The 17290-nt window shown below is 44.1% G+C and carries 19 protein-coding genes; 4 read left to right on the top strand and 15 right to left on the bottom strand.

Going from position 1 to position 17290, the window contains the following annotated elements:
* Window positions 1-47 precede the first annotated feature (47 nt).
* From FO441_RS06685 to FO441_RS06735, 11 genes are all read right to left on the bottom strand, one after another.
* Window positions 48-1979, bottom strand: coding sequence for a fructose-1,6-bisphosphatase (locus tag FO441_RS06685; RefSeq protein WP_145288248.1), 1932 nt, complete (start codon window positions 1977-1979; stop codon window positions 48-50).
* Between the two features lie 160 nt (window positions 1980-2139).
* Window positions 2140-2796, bottom strand: coding sequence for a class I SAM-dependent methyltransferase (locus FO441_RS06690; protein ID WP_145287636.1), 657 nt, complete (start codon window positions 2794-2796; stop codon window positions 2140-2142).
* Between the two features lie 27 nt (window positions 2797-2823).
* On the bottom strand, window positions 2824-4077 hold the full coding sequence (locus tag FO441_RS06695; protein WP_145287638.1) for an MFS transporter: 1254 nt from the start codon (window positions 4075-4077) through the stop codon (window positions 2824-2826).
* Between the two features lie 89 nt (window positions 4078-4166).
* A complete protein-coding gene (locus tag FO441_RS06700; protein WP_145287642.1) occupies window positions 4167-4580 on the bottom strand; it encodes a universal stress protein in 414 nt (137 codons plus the stop codon).
* Between the two features lie 19 nt (window positions 4581-4599).
* Window positions 4600-6051 (bottom strand): SulP family inorganic anion transporter, encoded by a 1452-nt coding sequence (locus FO441_RS06705; protein WP_145287645.1) that lies wholly within the window; start codon window positions 6049-6051, stop codon window positions 4600-4602.
* A 182-nt stretch (window positions 6052-6233) separates the two neighbouring features.
* Window positions 6234-6659, bottom strand: a complete 426-nt coding sequence (locus tag FO441_RS06710) for an Hsp20/alpha crystallin family protein (protein WP_145287648.1) — start codon at window positions 6657-6659, stop codon at window positions 6234-6236.
* A 187-nt stretch (window positions 6660-6846) separates the two neighbouring features.
* Window positions 6847-7293, bottom strand: coding sequence for an 8-oxo-dGTP diphosphatase (locus FO441_RS06715; RefSeq protein ID WP_145287651.1), 447 nt, complete (start codon window positions 7291-7293; stop codon window positions 6847-6849).
* Window positions 7294-7432: 139 nt separating this feature from the next.
* The gene (locus FO441_RS06720; RefSeq protein ID WP_145287654.1) at window positions 7433-8383 is read right to left on the bottom strand and encodes a TDT family transporter; all 951 of its coding nucleotides are present in this window, start codon (window positions 8381-8383) and stop codon (window positions 7433-7435) included.
* Window positions 8384-8570: 187 nt separating this feature from the next.
* Entirely contained in the window at window positions 8571-9500 is a 930-nt protein-coding gene (locus tag FO441_RS06725) for a TDT family transporter (RefSeq protein WP_145287657.1), read from the bottom strand.
* Window positions 9501-9644: 144 nt separating this feature from the next.
* A complete protein-coding gene (locus FO441_RS06730; RefSeq protein WP_186365495.1) occupies window positions 9645-10082 on the bottom strand; it encodes an antibiotic biosynthesis monooxygenase family protein in 438 nt (145 codons plus the stop codon).
* Between the two features lie 19 nt (window positions 10083-10101).
* The gene (locus tag FO441_RS06735; RefSeq protein ID WP_145287663.1) at window positions 10102-10281 is read right to left on the bottom strand and encodes a glycine zipper domain-containing protein; all 180 of its coding nucleotides are present in this window, start codon (window positions 10279-10281) and stop codon (window positions 10102-10104) included.
* A gap of 152 nt (window positions 10282-10433) precedes the next feature.
* Between FO441_RS06735 and FO441_RS06740 the strand changes: the two genes are divergently transcribed.
* Window positions 10434-10763 carry an antibiotic biosynthesis monooxygenase gene (locus FO441_RS06740; RefSeq protein WP_145287666.1) on the top strand — a complete coding sequence of 110 codons (330 nt, stop codon included), beginning with the start codon at window positions 10434-10436 and terminating at the stop codon, window positions 10761-10763.
* 42 nt (window positions 10764-10805) lie between these two features.
* On the opposite strand, the gene FO441_RS06745 is transcribed toward FO441_RS06740, so the two are convergent.
* Both FO441_RS06745 and FO441_RS06750 read right to left on the bottom strand, forming a co-directional pair.
* Window positions 10806-11558 (bottom strand): class I SAM-dependent methyltransferase, encoded by a 753-nt coding sequence (locus FO441_RS06745; protein WP_145287669.1) that lies wholly within the window; start codon window positions 11556-11558, stop codon window positions 10806-10808.
* Window positions 11559-11856: 298 nt separating this feature from the next.
* On the bottom strand, window positions 11857-12171 hold the full coding sequence (locus FO441_RS06750; RefSeq protein ID WP_186365496.1) for a TIGR04104 family putative zinc finger protein: 315 nt from the start codon (window positions 12169-12171) through the stop codon (window positions 11857-11859).
* Between the two features lie 211 nt (window positions 12172-12382).
* Between FO441_RS06750 and FO441_RS06755 the strand changes: the two genes are divergently transcribed.
* A complete protein-coding gene (locus FO441_RS06755) occupies window positions 12383-13315 on the top strand; it encodes an aldo/keto reductase (RefSeq protein WP_145287675.1) in 933 nt (310 codons plus the stop codon).
* 85 nt (window positions 13316-13400) lie between these two features.
* On the opposite strand, the gene FO441_RS06760 is transcribed toward FO441_RS06755, so the two are convergent.
* Entirely contained in the window at window positions 13401-14396 is a 996-nt protein-coding gene (locus FO441_RS06760) for an NADP-dependent oxidoreductase (protein ID WP_145287678.1), read from the bottom strand.
* A 151-nt stretch (window positions 14397-14547) separates the two neighbouring features.
* Between FO441_RS06760 and FO441_RS06765 the strand changes: the two genes are divergently transcribed.
* A complete protein-coding gene (locus tag FO441_RS06765) occupies window positions 14548-15150 on the top strand; it encodes a class I SAM-dependent methyltransferase (protein WP_145287681.1) in 603 nt (200 codons plus the stop codon).
* Window positions 15151-15181: 31 nt separating this feature from the next.
* Here the strand turns inward: FO441_RS06765 and FO441_RS06770 are convergent, their stop codons facing one another.
* Entirely contained in the window at window positions 15182-15721 is a 540-nt protein-coding gene (locus FO441_RS06770; protein WP_186365497.1) for a recombinase family protein, read from the bottom strand.
* A gap of 114 nt (window positions 15722-15835) precedes the next feature.
* Between FO441_RS06770 and FO441_RS06775 the strand changes: the two genes are divergently transcribed.
* A complete protein-coding gene (locus FO441_RS06775) occupies window positions 15836-17287 on the top strand; it encodes a SulP family inorganic anion transporter (protein ID WP_145287684.1) in 1452 nt (483 codons plus the stop codon).
* Window positions 17288-17290 lie beyond the last annotated feature (3 nt).

Genomic DNA, 17290 nt, shown 5'->3' on the forward strand with positions numbered 1-17290 from the left:
AGAAATGGAGAGGCTTGTCATGTTATATGCTTACATAATGTAATTATTTAATTGATGTAGCGATAGGACATGAGTGCCTGGAGCATTTCGATCTCTTCCTGCAGTCTCGCTCCAATGTTGGTGTCCAGTATCATCTGTCTTTCAAGTTCTTCATCAACCACTCTGCGGACGGACATGGCATCGGCACCGTTCATCAGAACATTCTCTTTGGAATTGAAATGCTGATGGGCCACCAGCTGCATGCCATAGGAATTGAACAGCAGCGTATATCCGGCTATTCCTGTCGTCTTCTGGTAGGCTTTCGAGAATCCGCCATCGATGACGATCATCTTGCCGTTCGCCTTGATCGGATTTTCCCCGTCCCTTTCCTTTACAGGTGTATGTCCATTGATGATGTGCCCCTGCTCCGGATCGAGATCGAATTCCTCGAGCATTTTTTTACACATTTCACTATCTTCACGCAGATGATAATACGGGTTCTTTACTTCTTTATGGGAAGCCTTGTCCTCAATGAAGTAGCGTTCAAATGTTGTCATGGCACGTTTGCCGAACAGTGAGGAATATTTTCCGGTCCATAGATACCAGACAAGGTCGGTCGACAGGTCATCCGTCGATTCAACATCTGCAAATGCCTTGCGCAGATGATATTCAAACTGATTCAGAAGCTCCCGTCCTTTATAGATTTCTCCATCAATCTCCATCTGTTCCATATCCCCATTCTCATCTACTGGGATACAGCCATGGATCAGCAGATTTCCGTTGTACTTCAAGTATAGGCTGCCTTTTTTCATCAGGAAGCTCATATGACGTTTCAGCTTTTCCGACTGCTGCACGGAGAGCAGGAGCTTATCGATGACTTCCTGCTCCTCTTCGAGCAGCTCTGCAGGATTCTCTGGATTGATGGTTTTGAAGCATGTATTCTGCAGCGGATACGTCTGTCCGTAGACTGTAATTTCCTGCTTGTCGTATTCGACCTTTTCAAGCACCAGACGCTCGTCCATATCAAAGTATGGGCGTCGCTTGATGATCGGGCTTTCCAGTTTGAACTGGATCATGGCAATTGCCTGATGGATGATGGTAATCTGATGCTTCTCCTGTTCGGACAATGGCTTATCCGACTGCTGCTTCGGATGGAACGCCGGATTATCGTCATAGTATTTCTCCGCCAGATTGAGCAGTGGACGCAAGTTGATGCCATATGCGTCCTCAATGATATCGAGGTTGTTGTAGCGTGCACAGATTCTGAGTATGTTCGCCAGGCATACTTTGGATCCTGCAAAGGCGCCGATCCACAGGACATCATGGTTGCCCCACTGGATGTCGAGGGAATGGTAGTCGATCAGTGTATCCATGATCTTATCCGGTTCCGGTCCACGATCATAAATATCACCGACGACATGAAGATGGTCGACCACAAGACGCTGTGTAGTATGCGACAGCCCGATGATCAGCTTTTCTGCCTGACCCAGGGAGATGATCTTTTCCACAATCTTCTCGTAATAAGGTTTCTTGTTGGTATCTTCATCCGTCTTGTAGAGCAGCTCTTCGATGATGTAGACAAACTGCTTGGGCAGTGCCTTCCTCAGCTTCGACCGCGTATACTTCGAAGACGCATAGGAAATCAGTTCGATCATATGATGGATCTTCGTTTTATACCATTCGTTCAATGCCTCTTTGGAATCCACCTGATTTTTGATCAGCTTCATCTTATCCTCAGGGTAGTAGACAAGTGCTGCAAACTGGCTGATCTCCTCTTCCGACAGCCTGTCCTTGAAAATATCGTGAATCTTTACCCGGACATTGCCGGAGCCGTTTCTCAGTACATGCTGGAATGCATGGAACTCCCCGTGCAGATCACTGACAAAATGCTCTGTGCCTTTCGGAAGATCCAGAATGGATTCCAGGTTGATGATTTCCGTTACCACTTTCTCTTCGCTATCAAACTTCTCAGAGAGTAGATTCAGATACTTTGCTCTCATATCCCTGTCCCTGTCGATCGTCTGATATTTGAAATCGTTACCAAAAGTATTCACCATAGCACACACTCCCATTAAAATGTTACCTTCCATTATACTGGAATTTATTCAAATGTGTCATACACTTCGTATATTCGCATCTGAATGAATTCCAGTATGTAAATCAGTCATCCAGCATGAAAGTCGTGTAGCGGATTCCATCCGTATGAACAACTTTGAGCCCGCTCTGCTCAGCAATATGGCGCATTGTCTTTGGTGTGTAGAAGGAAACATGGGTCCGATCGCGCATATAGTGCCAATTATTGAAATGGGATATGTCATTATGATGGAACAATGTCATGACGGCGAGTACCCCATCCGGTTTGAGCAGTCCGGCAAAGCGTTTGAAGTAATGTAATGGATCCCCGAGATGCTCCACGACTTCGGTTGCTGTAATCAGATCATATTTCTTGCCTTGATACACCTTGTCGGGAGCATAGAAGATATCATAGATATCCATCTGGAAGCCATGATTCTGCTCCAGGAGTGTTGCCAATACAGGTTCTGGTCCGCTGCCGAAATCGAACCCCTGTCTGCCTGTCCCGATGTAGGGAAATACAGCGTCGTCAAGAAACTTGTAGAAGAACGTCACGTATCTTGGATCTTCTATCGAGTTGTTATGTCTCCTATAGGATTGCCGTTCTTCATCTTCGGAAAGGAAGAAGGCTCGGTCCTTGAATATAAATTCACACCCAGTGCAGAGATAGAATCGCCCCAGTTTTGCATGGGTATAGATTCTGACTGGCGTGTGACATAGTTTGCAGTGCTGGTCGACCATCATAGTTTCCTCCTCTGTCAGCAGTGGTGGCTAATGTAGAAATTTCTGCGGCTTTTTGGACAGTAGCGCGCATATGATGCCGATGACAGGAAAAATGAACATGATACTGATGACAGCAGTATAGCTGCCGAACGTATCATATCCGAGTCCAAAAGGCAGTGGTCCCAATGAAGAGCCGATGACGATCATGGTCGACCCGACACCATTGATGCTGCCTACATACCTTCTGCCGAAGTAGTTCGACCATACTACATTGGTACCGATACGTTCCAGGCCGTTCGAAATGCCCCAGATGACACCGAATAGAATGGCGAGATAATAGGTGGTGACGTTATTCAGCAGAAGCAGGATGATGATTTCTATAATAAATATCATAAGCAGAATATAATTTGTTCTGATACGGTCGGTAATCACACCGGATATGAAAGACATCGGTATACCCACAATTGCCATAAGGCTAAGTACCATGGCAGACGCACTGACTTCCAGTCCATTTTCACTGAAGATGGACACGATATGGAAGGTGATGCCCGTATTGATCATGGAAGGGATACCGACACATATAAGAAGTGTCCAGAAAGAAAGCGTGCGTGATGCTTCTTTCAAGGTCCAGCTGTCTTCGAAATCAAAAATGTCTACGTTTTCTGTTTCATCATCCCCTGCCTTTTTCTTCCGTGGACCATCTGGTGAAAGTCCAATCTGCTCTGGAGTATTATATGTAAAGAACCATGCAATCGGAATGAATATTACAATCAGAGATACGCCCCAGAACTGCCAGGCAAAACGCCATCCCCATTCAGAAATGAGCCATACGTTGATGATTGGAAAAAGCATGGCACTCAAAAAGCTTCCGAGTGTCATCAAACTGAATGACAGCCCTCTTTTTCTTATGAACCACTGGGGGAGAAGCGTATTCGGAATCAGCGTCATACTGCCCTGTCCAAAGAGACGGATCAGGAAAAAGCCGATTGCCAGCATGAAAGTACTGGTTACAGCACTATTCAGGAAACAGGCCAGAGCCAGAAAGAAAGCGGCGATGATCATCATCTTTTTCTGGCCGAAGCGGTCGATGAAGTTTCCCACTGCAATCATGACAAAGCCGGCTACCAGAGTGGCGAAAGAGTAGATGCTTGAAACTTCGGTCCGGCTCCATCCAAACGTATTGATATATTGATCGATAAAAACGGCATTTGAATAGGTCTGGCCCGGCCCTGAGAAAAATACTGCAAGACCACAGACAAAAACTATGACCCATCCATAGTAGAAATTCGTATTATTTTTCATTACAGTTCCACTTCCATCCAGGATTCCATGATTCACCATGATAATGAAAAAGCTTATAGAATCCACATGATCCATAAGCTTCTGATAGATTACTTTACAATGATTACAGGGATTTCGGCACGCTTTGCCACCTTATGGCTGACACTGCCAAGTACCATCTCCTGCAGCCCATTCAAGCCTCTTGTCCCGAGCACGACTGCCTGATGTTTTTCGCTGTTGGCAATTTTGACGACGGTCTCATTTGGTGTACCGTGTTCAAATTGCACCTTGTAGGGAATGTTATTGGTTTCGTAGAAATTGATGATGCTTTGCAACTTCTCTTTTCTTTTGGCATTTATGCTTTCACCAGGTGTGTTATGCAGAACGTCATCCTTTGAATCGTTTGTGTTGATGACGTTGAGGATGGTCACCTCCGAGTTCCCATCAATAAAATTCAATGTTTCCTCTGCTGCGCGATAGCTGTTTTCAGATCCGTCCGCTGCAAGTAGAATCTTTTTGTACATGGTATTCTCCCCTTTGTTTTTAAGTGAGATGCTGTTCGTTAAGTCTGCTCAACTCTTTGACGATTTTGCGACTATCCGCGTTGAGCTGGCTGACATGAACAGTGTTCCCCTTCTCCTCAAACTTTCTCACGATCGTATCAATTGCATCCACTGCAGAATCATCCCAGAGGTGAGCCTGTGAGAAGTCGAGTTCGATCGCCTTGTCGTATTCCTTGAATTCTATCTGATCGATCATTGTATCAATCGAGGCAAAGAATATCTGTCCTTGAAAGCGTACCACATTTCTGACATTGAGTGATTCAAAAGTAACGACCACTTTGGATATTTTTGTGGCAAAGAATATTGCGCTGAAGAGCACACCGACGACGACACCGATGGCCAGGTTGTGAGTGAACAGGACGACAGCAACAGTGACGACCATGACGAATGCGTCCGTTCGTGGCGCCTTGGCCAGATATCTGAAGGAACCCCAGTCGAAAGTTCCGATGGATACCATGACCACGATGCCTGCCAGAATGGGCATTGGTATCTGGACCACCCAATTGCCCAGTACAATGATGAGGAAAATCAGCACTACGCCAGCAGTGAGTGACGACAGCCGTGTTGTCGCCCCGGATTTTACATTGATGACAGACTGGCCGATCATGGCACAGCCACCCATGCCACCAAAGAATCCAGTAATGAAGTTAGCAATGCCCTGTCCCCGGGATTCCCTATTCTTACTGCTGTAGGTATCTGTCGCATTATCGACAATCTTTGCTGTCAGCAGGCTTTCCACCAGTCCGACGACGGCCATGGATAGCGAATAAGGCAGTATGATCTGCAATGTTTCCATATTGAAAGGTACATTCGGGATGAAGAAGCTCGGCAGGGAACGTTTGATATTGCCGAGATTGCCAACCGTACGGACTTCAGAACCGAGGAAGATGTATATCGCAGTCAGAACGACCAGCGCAATCAGTGGTGCTGGCAGTTTCTTAATGAATCTTGGAACGATATACACGATTAGAAGCGTGACGATGACATAGACATAGGTGTCGATGGAAATGCCAAATATATGCTCGATCTGCGACATGAAAATCATAATGCCAAGTGCATTGACAAAACCAATCATTACAGAATTTGGTATGAATTTCATCAGCTTACCGACTTTCAAAAAGCCGAGTATCAACTGTATGACGCCCATGAGAATTGTAGCAGCCAACAGATAGTCCAGACCATACTCGCTTACAAGGGGTACAATCAGCAGCGCAATGGCACCTGTTGCACCGGAAATCATTGCTGGGCGTCCACCGACGATCGAAATGATTACAGATATAAGAAATGAAGCGTATAGCCCGACCATTGGATCGACTCCGGCAATAATGGAGAACGCAATTGCTTCAGGTATAAGTGCCAATGCAACAACGATACCTGCCATGATGTTGGCCCCAGGTGCAGCAAGCCATTCTCTTTTCAACTTTTCTATCATAAAAAACCTCCTGATTCCTGAAAAGAATAAGGCAAGTATAACAGAAAAGTTTCAAAAATATATCCCTTTATGATACTATAAGCACTTTCAATATAAAACTTTTTTATATAGAAGGCAAATTATTGAACCAGCATAAAAAGAAGCATGAATCAGTTGATCCATGCTTCCTGCACTATCTTCATTTAGTTGATTTCAATACGTTTCGAATAGTTGTCTCTACTTGTCTTGGGCAGTGTAATCTTCAGTACCCCATTATTGAAGTCGGCTGTAATACCTTCTTCTCTGATGTTATCAAATGTAAACTGTCGTTTGATTGTACTGTAGCTGCGCTCACGGTGAATCACGCGGCCAAGGTCACTTTTCAATTCATTCTCGGTGGACTGGTCGGCTGAAATGGAAAGTACGCCATTCGTATATTCAATGCTGATGTTCTCCTTCTCGATACCTGGCAATTCAGCTTCAAGTACATAAGTGCTGTCATATTCGCGAATATCGGATTTCATCGTACTCTCAGGCATCTGGGGAAATAGCTGGCGGCCAAAATCTCTGAAAATATCACTCGGATTCATGTCGAAAAGGCTGTTGGAAGGTCTTGGTTCGTAAGCCATTTTACATCTCTCCTTTAATGATTACATATAAGACTCGGTGTCTATACTATTGCATCTTCAGTATAGCATCGTGAACCAGTATGGTCGAATGATAACGCCTGTCAATATACTAACAATCTACTATTAGCAGAGTAATAAATAGATGTATCGCAATGCGGTATAACGCTCATATAACGTATTGGATAAACTACATTAGAGCCACTTTCCAGTCTGCATCATAAAAGAATTCAGATATGCTATCATCAGCAAACACTCTGTACATGTCTTCAAAATCATTTGCCAGTGTGTAGTTTGCAAGGTCTTCGGGTTCAATCCAGGAGACTTCTCCTTCAGCAGAGCTTGCCAGTTCACCTTCGAATTCCTTCGCTCTATAGAAGAACACAATATACCGCTCTTCATTTGCAGTCTGAAACTGCTTAACCCCGCAGAGTTTAGGATTTCTGATAGTGAGTCCCGTCTCCTCGAATACTTCCCGGATCACGGAGTCATGGAAAGACTCCCCCTTCTCGATATGACCTCCTGGGAAAGTCACGCCAGGCCAGTTATGCTTCAGTCTATCCTGAATCAGTATTTGCCCTTTTTCATTTTGTATCATGCACATATTTGTAAGAATTGCCATTTCTGCTCTGCTCATAACGCACCTCAATGTTAGAATGTTCTTATAGATAGTCTATCATTTTAAAGATCTATTCAGAATCATAATAGTGAAATTTTACTTAATAAAAAGATGGCAATGAAGAGGCGTGTCTGTCGATATCAGTCGCACGAGCATTCTACTCGTATGTTTGCCTGCTTTCAAAATAGCACTTTGCAATGAAGTGTGCATATCGAATCAGTACGTAGGCGACAATGGCCACAGCCAGATAAAGCTCGAAAGTAAAAAGATACGTCAGGATGATGTTCATCCGTCCCATGGTGTTAAAAAAATCCAATACGTGGATAATTGCTGTAGCTGAAATGACTGTTGGGAATGTGAGTGCAGCATAGCTTGGGTGGAACTTTATTTCCAGCATTTTCGGCATTATGAGGACAATCAAAAAATAGAGTATCTGCGAGAGAATGAGCAATGTATAGACGAGTATTTCCGATGGGTGGACTACTACTGAGATATAGCCGGTCAGACATAGCGAGCCTGGTGCTGCCAAAATGGCAGTCAGAGGGAAAGCTGAGCGACTGGCTTTTTCTTTTATCATCTGTCTGATAATAATCGGCAGAAGGATCATATAGAATAGTAGTGCGATCCAGATGATGGCCTGTCCAAACTCCACTCCAAAATTTCTGGAAGTGGTAGGAATGATGCCGATGCCGACGAAAGTGACAAACCATCCAGGATTGATGTATTCAGATCGTATTCTATTCGGTGTGATGAAATAGAGTGTAAAGAATATGATCAGTGTAAAATGCATGAGGATGGCCCCCCACCATACAGTGAGCACAAGTATGTCATTCGCGGTGAACCGGCTCAAAGTACTTGAGAGCACCATCAATGACATCGGAAAAGTAGGTGATATCGCAGCTGCTACGGGATCATTCAAGGATTTTAAGGCATCTCTGCCTGTAATGGTTATTTTCATAAAGAAAGGCAGCATTAAAAGGACTCCCATTATAATGAAAGTCCAGCCGAGGATATGATGTTCTATTGAGAAGAATAGGCTGCCGAGCGATACGAGTCCAAGTATAAGACCGCATATTGACACTGGTACCTGATACAAGAATCGTTTCATGTCATGTCACTTCTTTTTTGGATTGAATGTGGTGCACCGTATAGAGCACAAAAATCAAGTGTACATCCAGATGCCTGTTTTTTCAATATGGAAAGAAGTGCTGTCTCTTATGCCAGTTCTCATCCGTCTCTTGAAGCAGGGAACAAGGAACAGGAATCTGAATCTGATTTTTTCAGCAGTATTCTTTCTAGTCCCGTGACTGACTGCTTTCGGTATAGCTTTGACCGAGGAACCATATATAGCGCACCAGAATATAGATAATGATGATAACGACGATATACTGCTCGATGGTGGAGAGTACTTCAAGAATACTTTTTAGTGTACCATCAAGCCCCTTTACATTCAGAGTGTTGTTGAGTGCTGTGGCTGAGATGGCCAAAGGGAATGTCAGCGAAGCATAGCTGGCATAAAACTCTGGCTTCAGCATTTTAGGGATGAGTATCAGGGTCACTAAATATAGTAGCTGAGATAGAATCAGTAGTCCATAGACCATGCCGACAGATGGTGGTGACATCACTGAAATATAGGCAGCCAGGCAGATTGATCCAGGGGTGGCCAATGTCGCAGCTAAAGGGAAGCTCTGACGACTTGGATTGTCCTTGATCATCTTACCGATGACAATTGGAAGCAGAACAACTGCAAAAATCAATGCAATCCAGAAAACGATTCTGCCGAATTCGATGCTGAAATTTGTGGAAGTAATCGAGACCATCGCAATCCCTACAAAAGGAATGAACCAGCCGGGATGAAGGTAATCCGATTTGAATCTATGCGGTATGACGAAATAGAAAATGAATAGTGTCAACATTGCGAAATGCAGAATGACGGCCATCCACCAAACTACAGTGATAAGAGTGCCGTACTCAGTAAAACGGCTCATTATAGTGCATAGAATCATCATCGCCATCGGGAATGCCGCCAACACAGCAGCTGTAACCGGATCTTCTAGACTTTTTAGAAACCCTTTGCCCATCGTTATGATTCTCAGAATGAACGGCAACATTAAAATTAATCCCATGGAAGTAAAAGTCCAACCGAGTATATAGTTCTGCATTGAGAAAAAGAGATTTCCAATCGATATGATACCGAGTATAAGGCCACATATCGCTAGAGGCACCTAGTCCAGAAATCGTTTCATATATTACACTTCTTTTCTTATTGTTGAATTTGGATCTTTCTGTACTCACGCTTTCATTTTGGCTTGCACATGAAGTTCATCTGATTTCAATATGAAAAGGAGTGATGCAGACACGACCTCTTTCTACTCTCCGCCAAGGAAGAATCGAAAGTTGAAAGATTTTGTCCTGTCTACAACATCGCGGTCGAGCCCTGAGTCTGTGCCTCTTTTCTTATGGGTGGTCTGGTATTGGGAAGAGTTCTGCCAGTTGTGAAAGTCTTCTTCTGCTTCCCAAAGAGAAAGGATGACATAATATTGATCCGACTCCGACTTCATTACACGCAGTGCCTTATAGCCGTCCACTGTATCCAGATTCGACTGGCGGCTCAGAAAGCGTGCTTCAAAAGGACCTTCCATGCCTTCATTGACATATACATTGTTAAGGACACAGTAGCCGCTGTTTTCTATATCCCCTCTGTTTTCGATAATTGTGTAGTAGTTTGTTTCCGTGTTCGTTCGAATGGATGCAAAATTTTCTTTGATGACCACTCTATAATTTTTTTCCTTATCGATAAGTATCATGTTACTGCCTCCAGCTGTACTATTTTTCATTATCGTCGCGATTCGACATGCCTGCTCCGAGTGCCACACCGATACCTGCTCCAAGTGCGACTCCGATGGCCAGGTTATCCAGAGCAACCCCAAGCGCCGTGCCAACACCAATACCTATAGCCAGGCCTGCACCCATCATGGATCTGTTCGGCTGCTTTTTCCCACTCATGGAAATCTCCTCCCTTCGATTCTATTTATTTTACATCTCATATTCAAATAAAGTAAATAATATCAGTTTAGAAGTTGATATTTTATTGAGTAACAGTGTTCGTGGTATATTCTCCTTATACCCTATACCACTTTAAGGAGGTCATTAGACGTATGATTAAAGCAGTGAATAGAATTAGTATTCAGAAGGGGCGCGTACAGGAAGTCGCTGAACGATTCTCCAAAGCGAAATCGGTCCATACTTTCGAAGGGTTCGTATTGATGGAAGTACTGATCAAAGAAGGTACCGAGGAAGAAGATGTAATTGAAGTATGTACGACATGGGAGGATCATGAAAGTTTCAATGCATGGAGAGAAAGCAGAGCGACACAGAAATCCCATGGGTCAGGTGATAGTGGGAAGAAGCCTGAAGACAATCCGATTCTCGGCGCTGAACTGTCGATATATGAAGTGTTCGTCCAGCATCATCCTGAAACGAAGTAAACGTTATGAAGCCATTCCAAATTCTTTGGAATGGCTTCTATTCTAGTGTCTCCTGACTTTGATGCGGTAGGAAAGACACTCTTCTAGGGAAGCATTATCACTGTATTGCCAAGCGTTATAATCCATGGCTCCGTTGGGAAAATAACCGATTACATCAAGTCCCGCCGCCTGGCAAAGCGTATATATCTGCTCCGTGGTGTAGCACTTCAAGTATTGGGACAGCGTATTTTCCGGCTCATCCGCATGCCACCATGTATCGATCATTCTATTGTTGTCATAATCATAGTCATATCGTCTTATTACTTCAGGATGATCTACAGGATTAGGACACATGCTTTGTCCATCCGCCTTTATCCAATGGGTCGGGTTATAGATATCGATAAGTGCTGTGCCATTATCATTGAGCCAGCTTCCAATCCGTTCAAGCAATGTCCGCTGGTCTTCATCCTCACCGACTCCAAATCCATCCATGTACAGTATTGTATCGAATGTACTGTCAATTTTGATATCATAGAAATCACCGCATAACGGCGTTATATTGGGTGCAGAATGAGCTTTTGCCACTTCCACCATCTCTGGAATCAGCTCCACCGTAGTAATCGTGTCAGCATCATCTGCCAATATACGCGCCAATCTACCATCCCAGGCACCGAGCTCAAGCACATTGCCGAGTGGCCTGCCAACCTGTTCTTTTAAGCTTTTTGCCAAATCCATTTCATAAACAGTGAGTTCACCTTCCTGCTTCAGTGAACGGTACTGCATTTCATAAAACTTCTCTGCCCAATTGCTTGCCATTCATATCTCCTCCTGTAATCTGATTCGAATTACAGGTCAGAGATCAGATAAAGCAACCACATAACGTTTCCACCTTTCCATTGCCTTTGAATGCTATATCCCTCTCATATAGTCATTATCGCTGATATCGTAACTATGCTTCCTGCCATGCCAGATGGCAACCACGTTGGTTCCAATGGCAAATAACGCCGTTACAATCATGAATGCATTTCCCCACCATGTAAAATACAACCAGGAATTGAATATGAGTAAGAGAGCAGGAAGCAATATGATAATTATAATGATATTTCTGATGTACCTATTCATTCCAGAAGTCCCCCTCGTCTGTATTGCTGAGTTCGAAAGTATGGATCTGCAGAAAAAATCCAATAGATACTGCTGCAACGAGGCAGACGACATAAATCTCCCATGATGCACCAAGAAATGATGGCAGAAAGATCGTCAGAATCATGAGGAAAGTAATAAGTGCACTCTTCTTTCTATATCCGTTGGTCAGATACTGCTTCTCCTGACAATGGGGACAGTTCATACTGCGATCGAATGAAAATTTGAACGACTTCCTCAGCTTCTCTTTGAATGTCCATTGCTTTCCGCATTTCTGGCATCGTGTCATGCCTTTCACCTCCATGGAACGACAGTACTGCTCAGCTTTCTTTTCCTGATTATCTCACAACGATAGAAAAATCTTCAAATATTTTCTAATAGTATGCCAAGAGATTATTGGAATGGCTGTAGTCTCGATCTTATTGAGCAACTGGTTTGTAATGAACTTGAGTGAAAAGATATGATTAAAATGAATCATCTATAGAAAGGAAGTTTTAATCATGGCAAGTTTTACTGAGCTTGGAAATTCCGGCATCAAGGTCCATCCTATTGCACTGGGTGCAAATGCGGTTGGCGGTCACAATCTCTATCAAAATCTGGATGAAGAGGCGGGTCGTCAAGTAGTCAGAGATGCGATTGATGCAGGCGTCACTTTGATTGATACAGCCTATATATACGGTCCGGAACGTTCTGAAGAACTGGTTGGTGAAGTAATCAAAGAATACAACCGCGAAGACATCATCATTGCCACAAAAGCAGCACATGCCTTTGACGAAGATGGCAACCAGTACTTCGACAACTCGCCGGAATTCCTCAAGCATGCTGTAGAAGATGCACTCAAGCGGCTGAAGACGGACTATATCGATCTGTTCTATATTCACTTCCCTGACGAGGACACACCAAAGGATGAAGCAGTGGAGGCATTGGAAGAATTGAAATCACAAGGAAAAATACGTGCAATCGGTGTTTCCAACTTCTCCATTGAGCAGCTCAAGCAAGCGGACAAGAATGGACATGTCGACGTCTATCAAGGTCAGTACAATCTCTTTGATCGTTCAGCTGAAAAAGATTTATTAAAATATACAGCTGACAACCAGATTACTTTTGTTCCGTACTTTCCACTAGCTGCCGGACTGCTAGCCGGCAAATATGATGAGAATACGAAATTTGAAGATCTGAGAGCAGACCTTCCTTTCTATAAAGAAGAGCAGTTCGAAGAAAACTTGAAAAAGGTCGATGAGCTGAAGAAGATCGCAGAAGAAAAAGGCGAGGAAGTGGCGCACATCGTACTCGCGTTCTATCTCACCCGTCCTTCCATGGATCTTCTGATTCCAGGAGCTAAAAATGGGGAGCAGATCCGCTCCAACTTAAGAGCAGCGGAAATTGAATTGACTGAGGATGAAATCAGCAGGATAGATGAAATCTTCTCCTAGTCTTCATTCATGTTCCAACAGTTGAATATGTATTACAGAACAAGCCTCGGATGATTGCATCCGAGGCTTGTTCTGCATATTGCTATTATATTTTTACGACCTGTTTACCGAAGTTTTTCCCTTCGAATAGATTGATGAAGGCTTTTGGTACATTTTCAAATCCTTCTTCAATGGACACTTCGGTATGGATCCTGTCATTCTGAACCCATTCGGCCAGTTCTTTTCCAGCTGTTTCGAAGTCGTCGCTGTAATTGCCGACAATGAATCCCTGCATCAGGGCCTGTGTTTTGACGAGTACGCCCTGGATGCGTGGACCGATATCTGCTTCCGTATTGTTATAGCTTGAGATGGTACCACATACGGGGATGCGTGCGAATTTATTAAGGTGCTTGAAAACGACGTCCGATACTTCTCCGCCTACGTTCTCGAAATAGACGTCGACACCATCGGGCACTGCTGCTTTGAATGCTTCTTCAAAATCATCTGCTTTATAGTCCACGCCTGCATCGAAGCCGAGTGTTTCTGTAAGGTAGCTGACCTTCTCATCTCCGCCAGCAATACCAACGACTCTGGCGCCTTTAATTTTCGCAATCTGTCCGACTACGGATCCGACAGCACCTGATGCGGCGGAAACAACAACCGTTTCGCCTTCTTTAGGCTGGCCGATCTTCAACAGGCCATGGTATGCCGTCTGTCCCGTCATTCCAAGTGTGCTCAGGTAGAGATGAAGCGGTACATCGGTGTTTTGTATTTTGGACACGCGATCCGTTGTAACGGTGATATAACGCTGCCAGGGCAGTACGCCCACAACATGATCTCCTTCTTTAAGCGCATCATCCTTTGATTCCACAACTTCACCAACGATATGGCCTTGCAGTGGCTTATCGAGTTCGTAAGGTGCTACGTAGGATTTGGCATCGGACATCCGGCCACGCATGTAGGGATCGACTGATATATACAGCGGCTTGATCAATGCTTCCCCGTCAGAGGGCTGAGCGACCTCTGTATCTTCAAATCTGAATACATCGTCACCTGGTAAACCTTCAGGACGTTTCGCAAGAACAATCTGTTCATTTTTCATATGATCTACCTCCATTAAAGTATGTTCATGCTTATTGTAGAACGCAAATGGATTAAATCCAAAAATATTGATTGGGCATATATCTTGCTCTGTTATTTCCACCAAAGTATGGTTTATTTGAATACACTTTTTTGATGAAAGAAGGCGGAGTATGAATCAATGGGATGAGAGATTTGATGTGGAAGAATATATTTATGGTACAGAGCCAAATGTATGGGTTAAGTCCATCTTCAAAGAGAAAGGCAATTTCAAAGTAGCACTACTTGCCGAAGGTGAAGGGAGAAATGCAGTATACATGGCGAAACTCGGCCATGACGTGACAGCCTATGACTTTTCACAGTCAGGCATCGACAAGACGCATAAACTGGCACAATCTGAAGGTGTAGACGTCAAGACACAGCTGCAGGATATTACAATTCCTGATGCACTTCCGAAAAGTGAATATGATATAGCGATCAATGTGTTCGGTCATGTACCACCGGCAGGCAAGTCGGAAATGATCAGAAATTTTGCTGAAAGTGTGAAGCCCGGTGGGCATATCGTCTTTGAACTCTATTCCAGAAGGCAGATCGAGTTTCAGACAGGGGGGCCGAAAGATATTCATATGATGTTTGATGCAGGAGATTTGGGAAGGGAGCTTGAAGGATACGGTGTGGAAATCATTGAACTGAAAGAAGTGATTGTCCACCGCAGCGAGGGACGCATGCACCAGGGCAAGAGTGCGGTCATTCAAGGTTTGCTGAAAAAGAAATAGGAGATGGCAATTGCCATCCCCCAATCATGATCTATAGATCAAGGTGCCGATATAGGGTTGCCCGGCTGATATTCGTTTCTTCTTTTATTTCATCAAGTGTATATTTTTTGGACATGTACATCTTGATTGCTTTTTTTATATTGTCGTCACTACGTTTTGGACGGCCGAGCTGCTTTCCTTTGGTTGTCGCTTCAGTCATTCCCATGCGTGTCCTGAATTTGACGACATCGCTTTGGAATTCGGAAAGCAGATTGAGAGAGTGTCCGAATGTAAAAGCAGTTTCCGAATCAATAGTCAGGTTCTTGTTCAGAACAACAATGCCGGCTTTTTTCCTGGATGCTTCATTCACAAGATCCACGAGCTGTTTTGTAGAATCTGCGAAAATGAAAAGGTCCGTAGCAAATAGAGTATCACCCGGTTGAATGGCAGACATCATCAATTCCAGCTGGTCTCTGCCTTTAGCTTTATCATGTATTTCCTGGTATATGTGATCAACATGTTTATGCAATGTTTTCTGCTGCTGTTCCATGGAATCAATCATTTCGACAGGCCTGACGTATCCATATTTCATTTCAAACACTCCTAAAAACTTCAATTAACTTCCGATGATATCAAAAAGGGGTATACATGTGATACTGATGCAATTATAATAGGCTCTATGAATTATAAAATAGGAGCGTAAAAAATGATAGATATTTTAAAGAAAGAATGGATCACGGATCCCAAAACGAATATACTCGCGGGTATTGTCGTCGCTCTGGCTTTGATTCCTGAGGCCATCGCCTTCTCGATTATTGCGGGTGTGGATCCGATGGTCGGTCTTTATGCATCCTTCATCATTGCCGTATCGATTTCGATTCTCGGGGGCCGTCCCGCAATGATTTCTGCTGCAACGGGAGCCATCGCCCTGCTCGTCACTCCGCTTGTCAGTGAGTATGGTGTTGAATACCTGCTTGCTGCCACACTGCTGATGGGTCTTATACAACTCATACTTGGCATACTCAAAATCGGCAAACTGATGAAATTCATTCCCAAGTCGGTCATGCTCGGTTTTGTCAACGCCCTGGCTGTCATGATTTTCACCTCACAGATTGAACATATTTTCGGAATCTCGATTTCCACATATGTCTATGTCGGTGTCACATTGCTGATTGTCTATCTTGTTCCCCGCTTTTTCAAGGCGGTGCCTGCCCCACTGATTGCCATTGTACTGCTGACGGCAATCTATCTGTTCATGGGTGCGGAAGTCAGAACAGTAGGCGACCTTGGTGCAATCGAAAGATCCCTGCCAAGCTTCATCATACCGGACGTACCCTACACGCTTGAAACATTGAGAATCATCCTTCCCTTTTCAATTTCAATGGCGATTGTCGGACTGGTCGAAAGTCTGCTGACCGCCAAGATTGTGGACGATGCAACGGATTCCTACAGCAGTAAGAACCGCGAATCCCGTGGACAGGGCATATCCAACATCATCGCAAGCTTCTTCGGCGGTATGGGTGGTTGTGCCATGATCGGTCAGTCGATCATCAACGTACGTTCTGGTGCGACAACGAGACTCTCCACCTTCACTGCGGGTACTGTTCTGATATTCTTGATTATCGTGCTTGGTGATCTTGTCGTACAGGTACCGATGCCAATTCTGGCAGGGATTATGGTCATGGTTGCAATTGGTACATTCGACTGGGGCTCATTCAAGTATATGGTCAGAGCACCTAGAACGGATGCAATTGTAATGGTAGTGACAGTAGCCATCGTCCTCATGACGCACAATCTTGCCATCGGTGTCATTGCCGGTGTCATTCTCAGTGCACTGTTCTTCGCAACCAAGATATCGAACGTCGAGGTTGAGAAGACAAAGACAGACGATGCTGTAAACTATCGTTTCAATGGTCAGGTGTTCTTCGCTTCAGTCGATACAATGATGAATCAGATTGATCTGGATGAGGAAAATAAAGCGATTGAACTTGATTTTACCAATGCACATATTTGGGATGACTCAGGTGTCGATGCGATCGACACGATGATCAGCAAGCTGAAGCGTAAAGGCAATCGGGTCTCCATCAGGAATCTGAACAAGGACAGCCGGAAGATCATCAATGAACTGAGCATGATCAATAAGGAAGAACTGATATAAGGG

It is taken from the genome of Salinicoccus cyprini (assembly GCF_007713705.1).
GTDB lineage: Bacteria > Bacillota > Bacilli > Staphylococcales > Salinicoccaceae > Salinicoccus > Salinicoccus cyprini.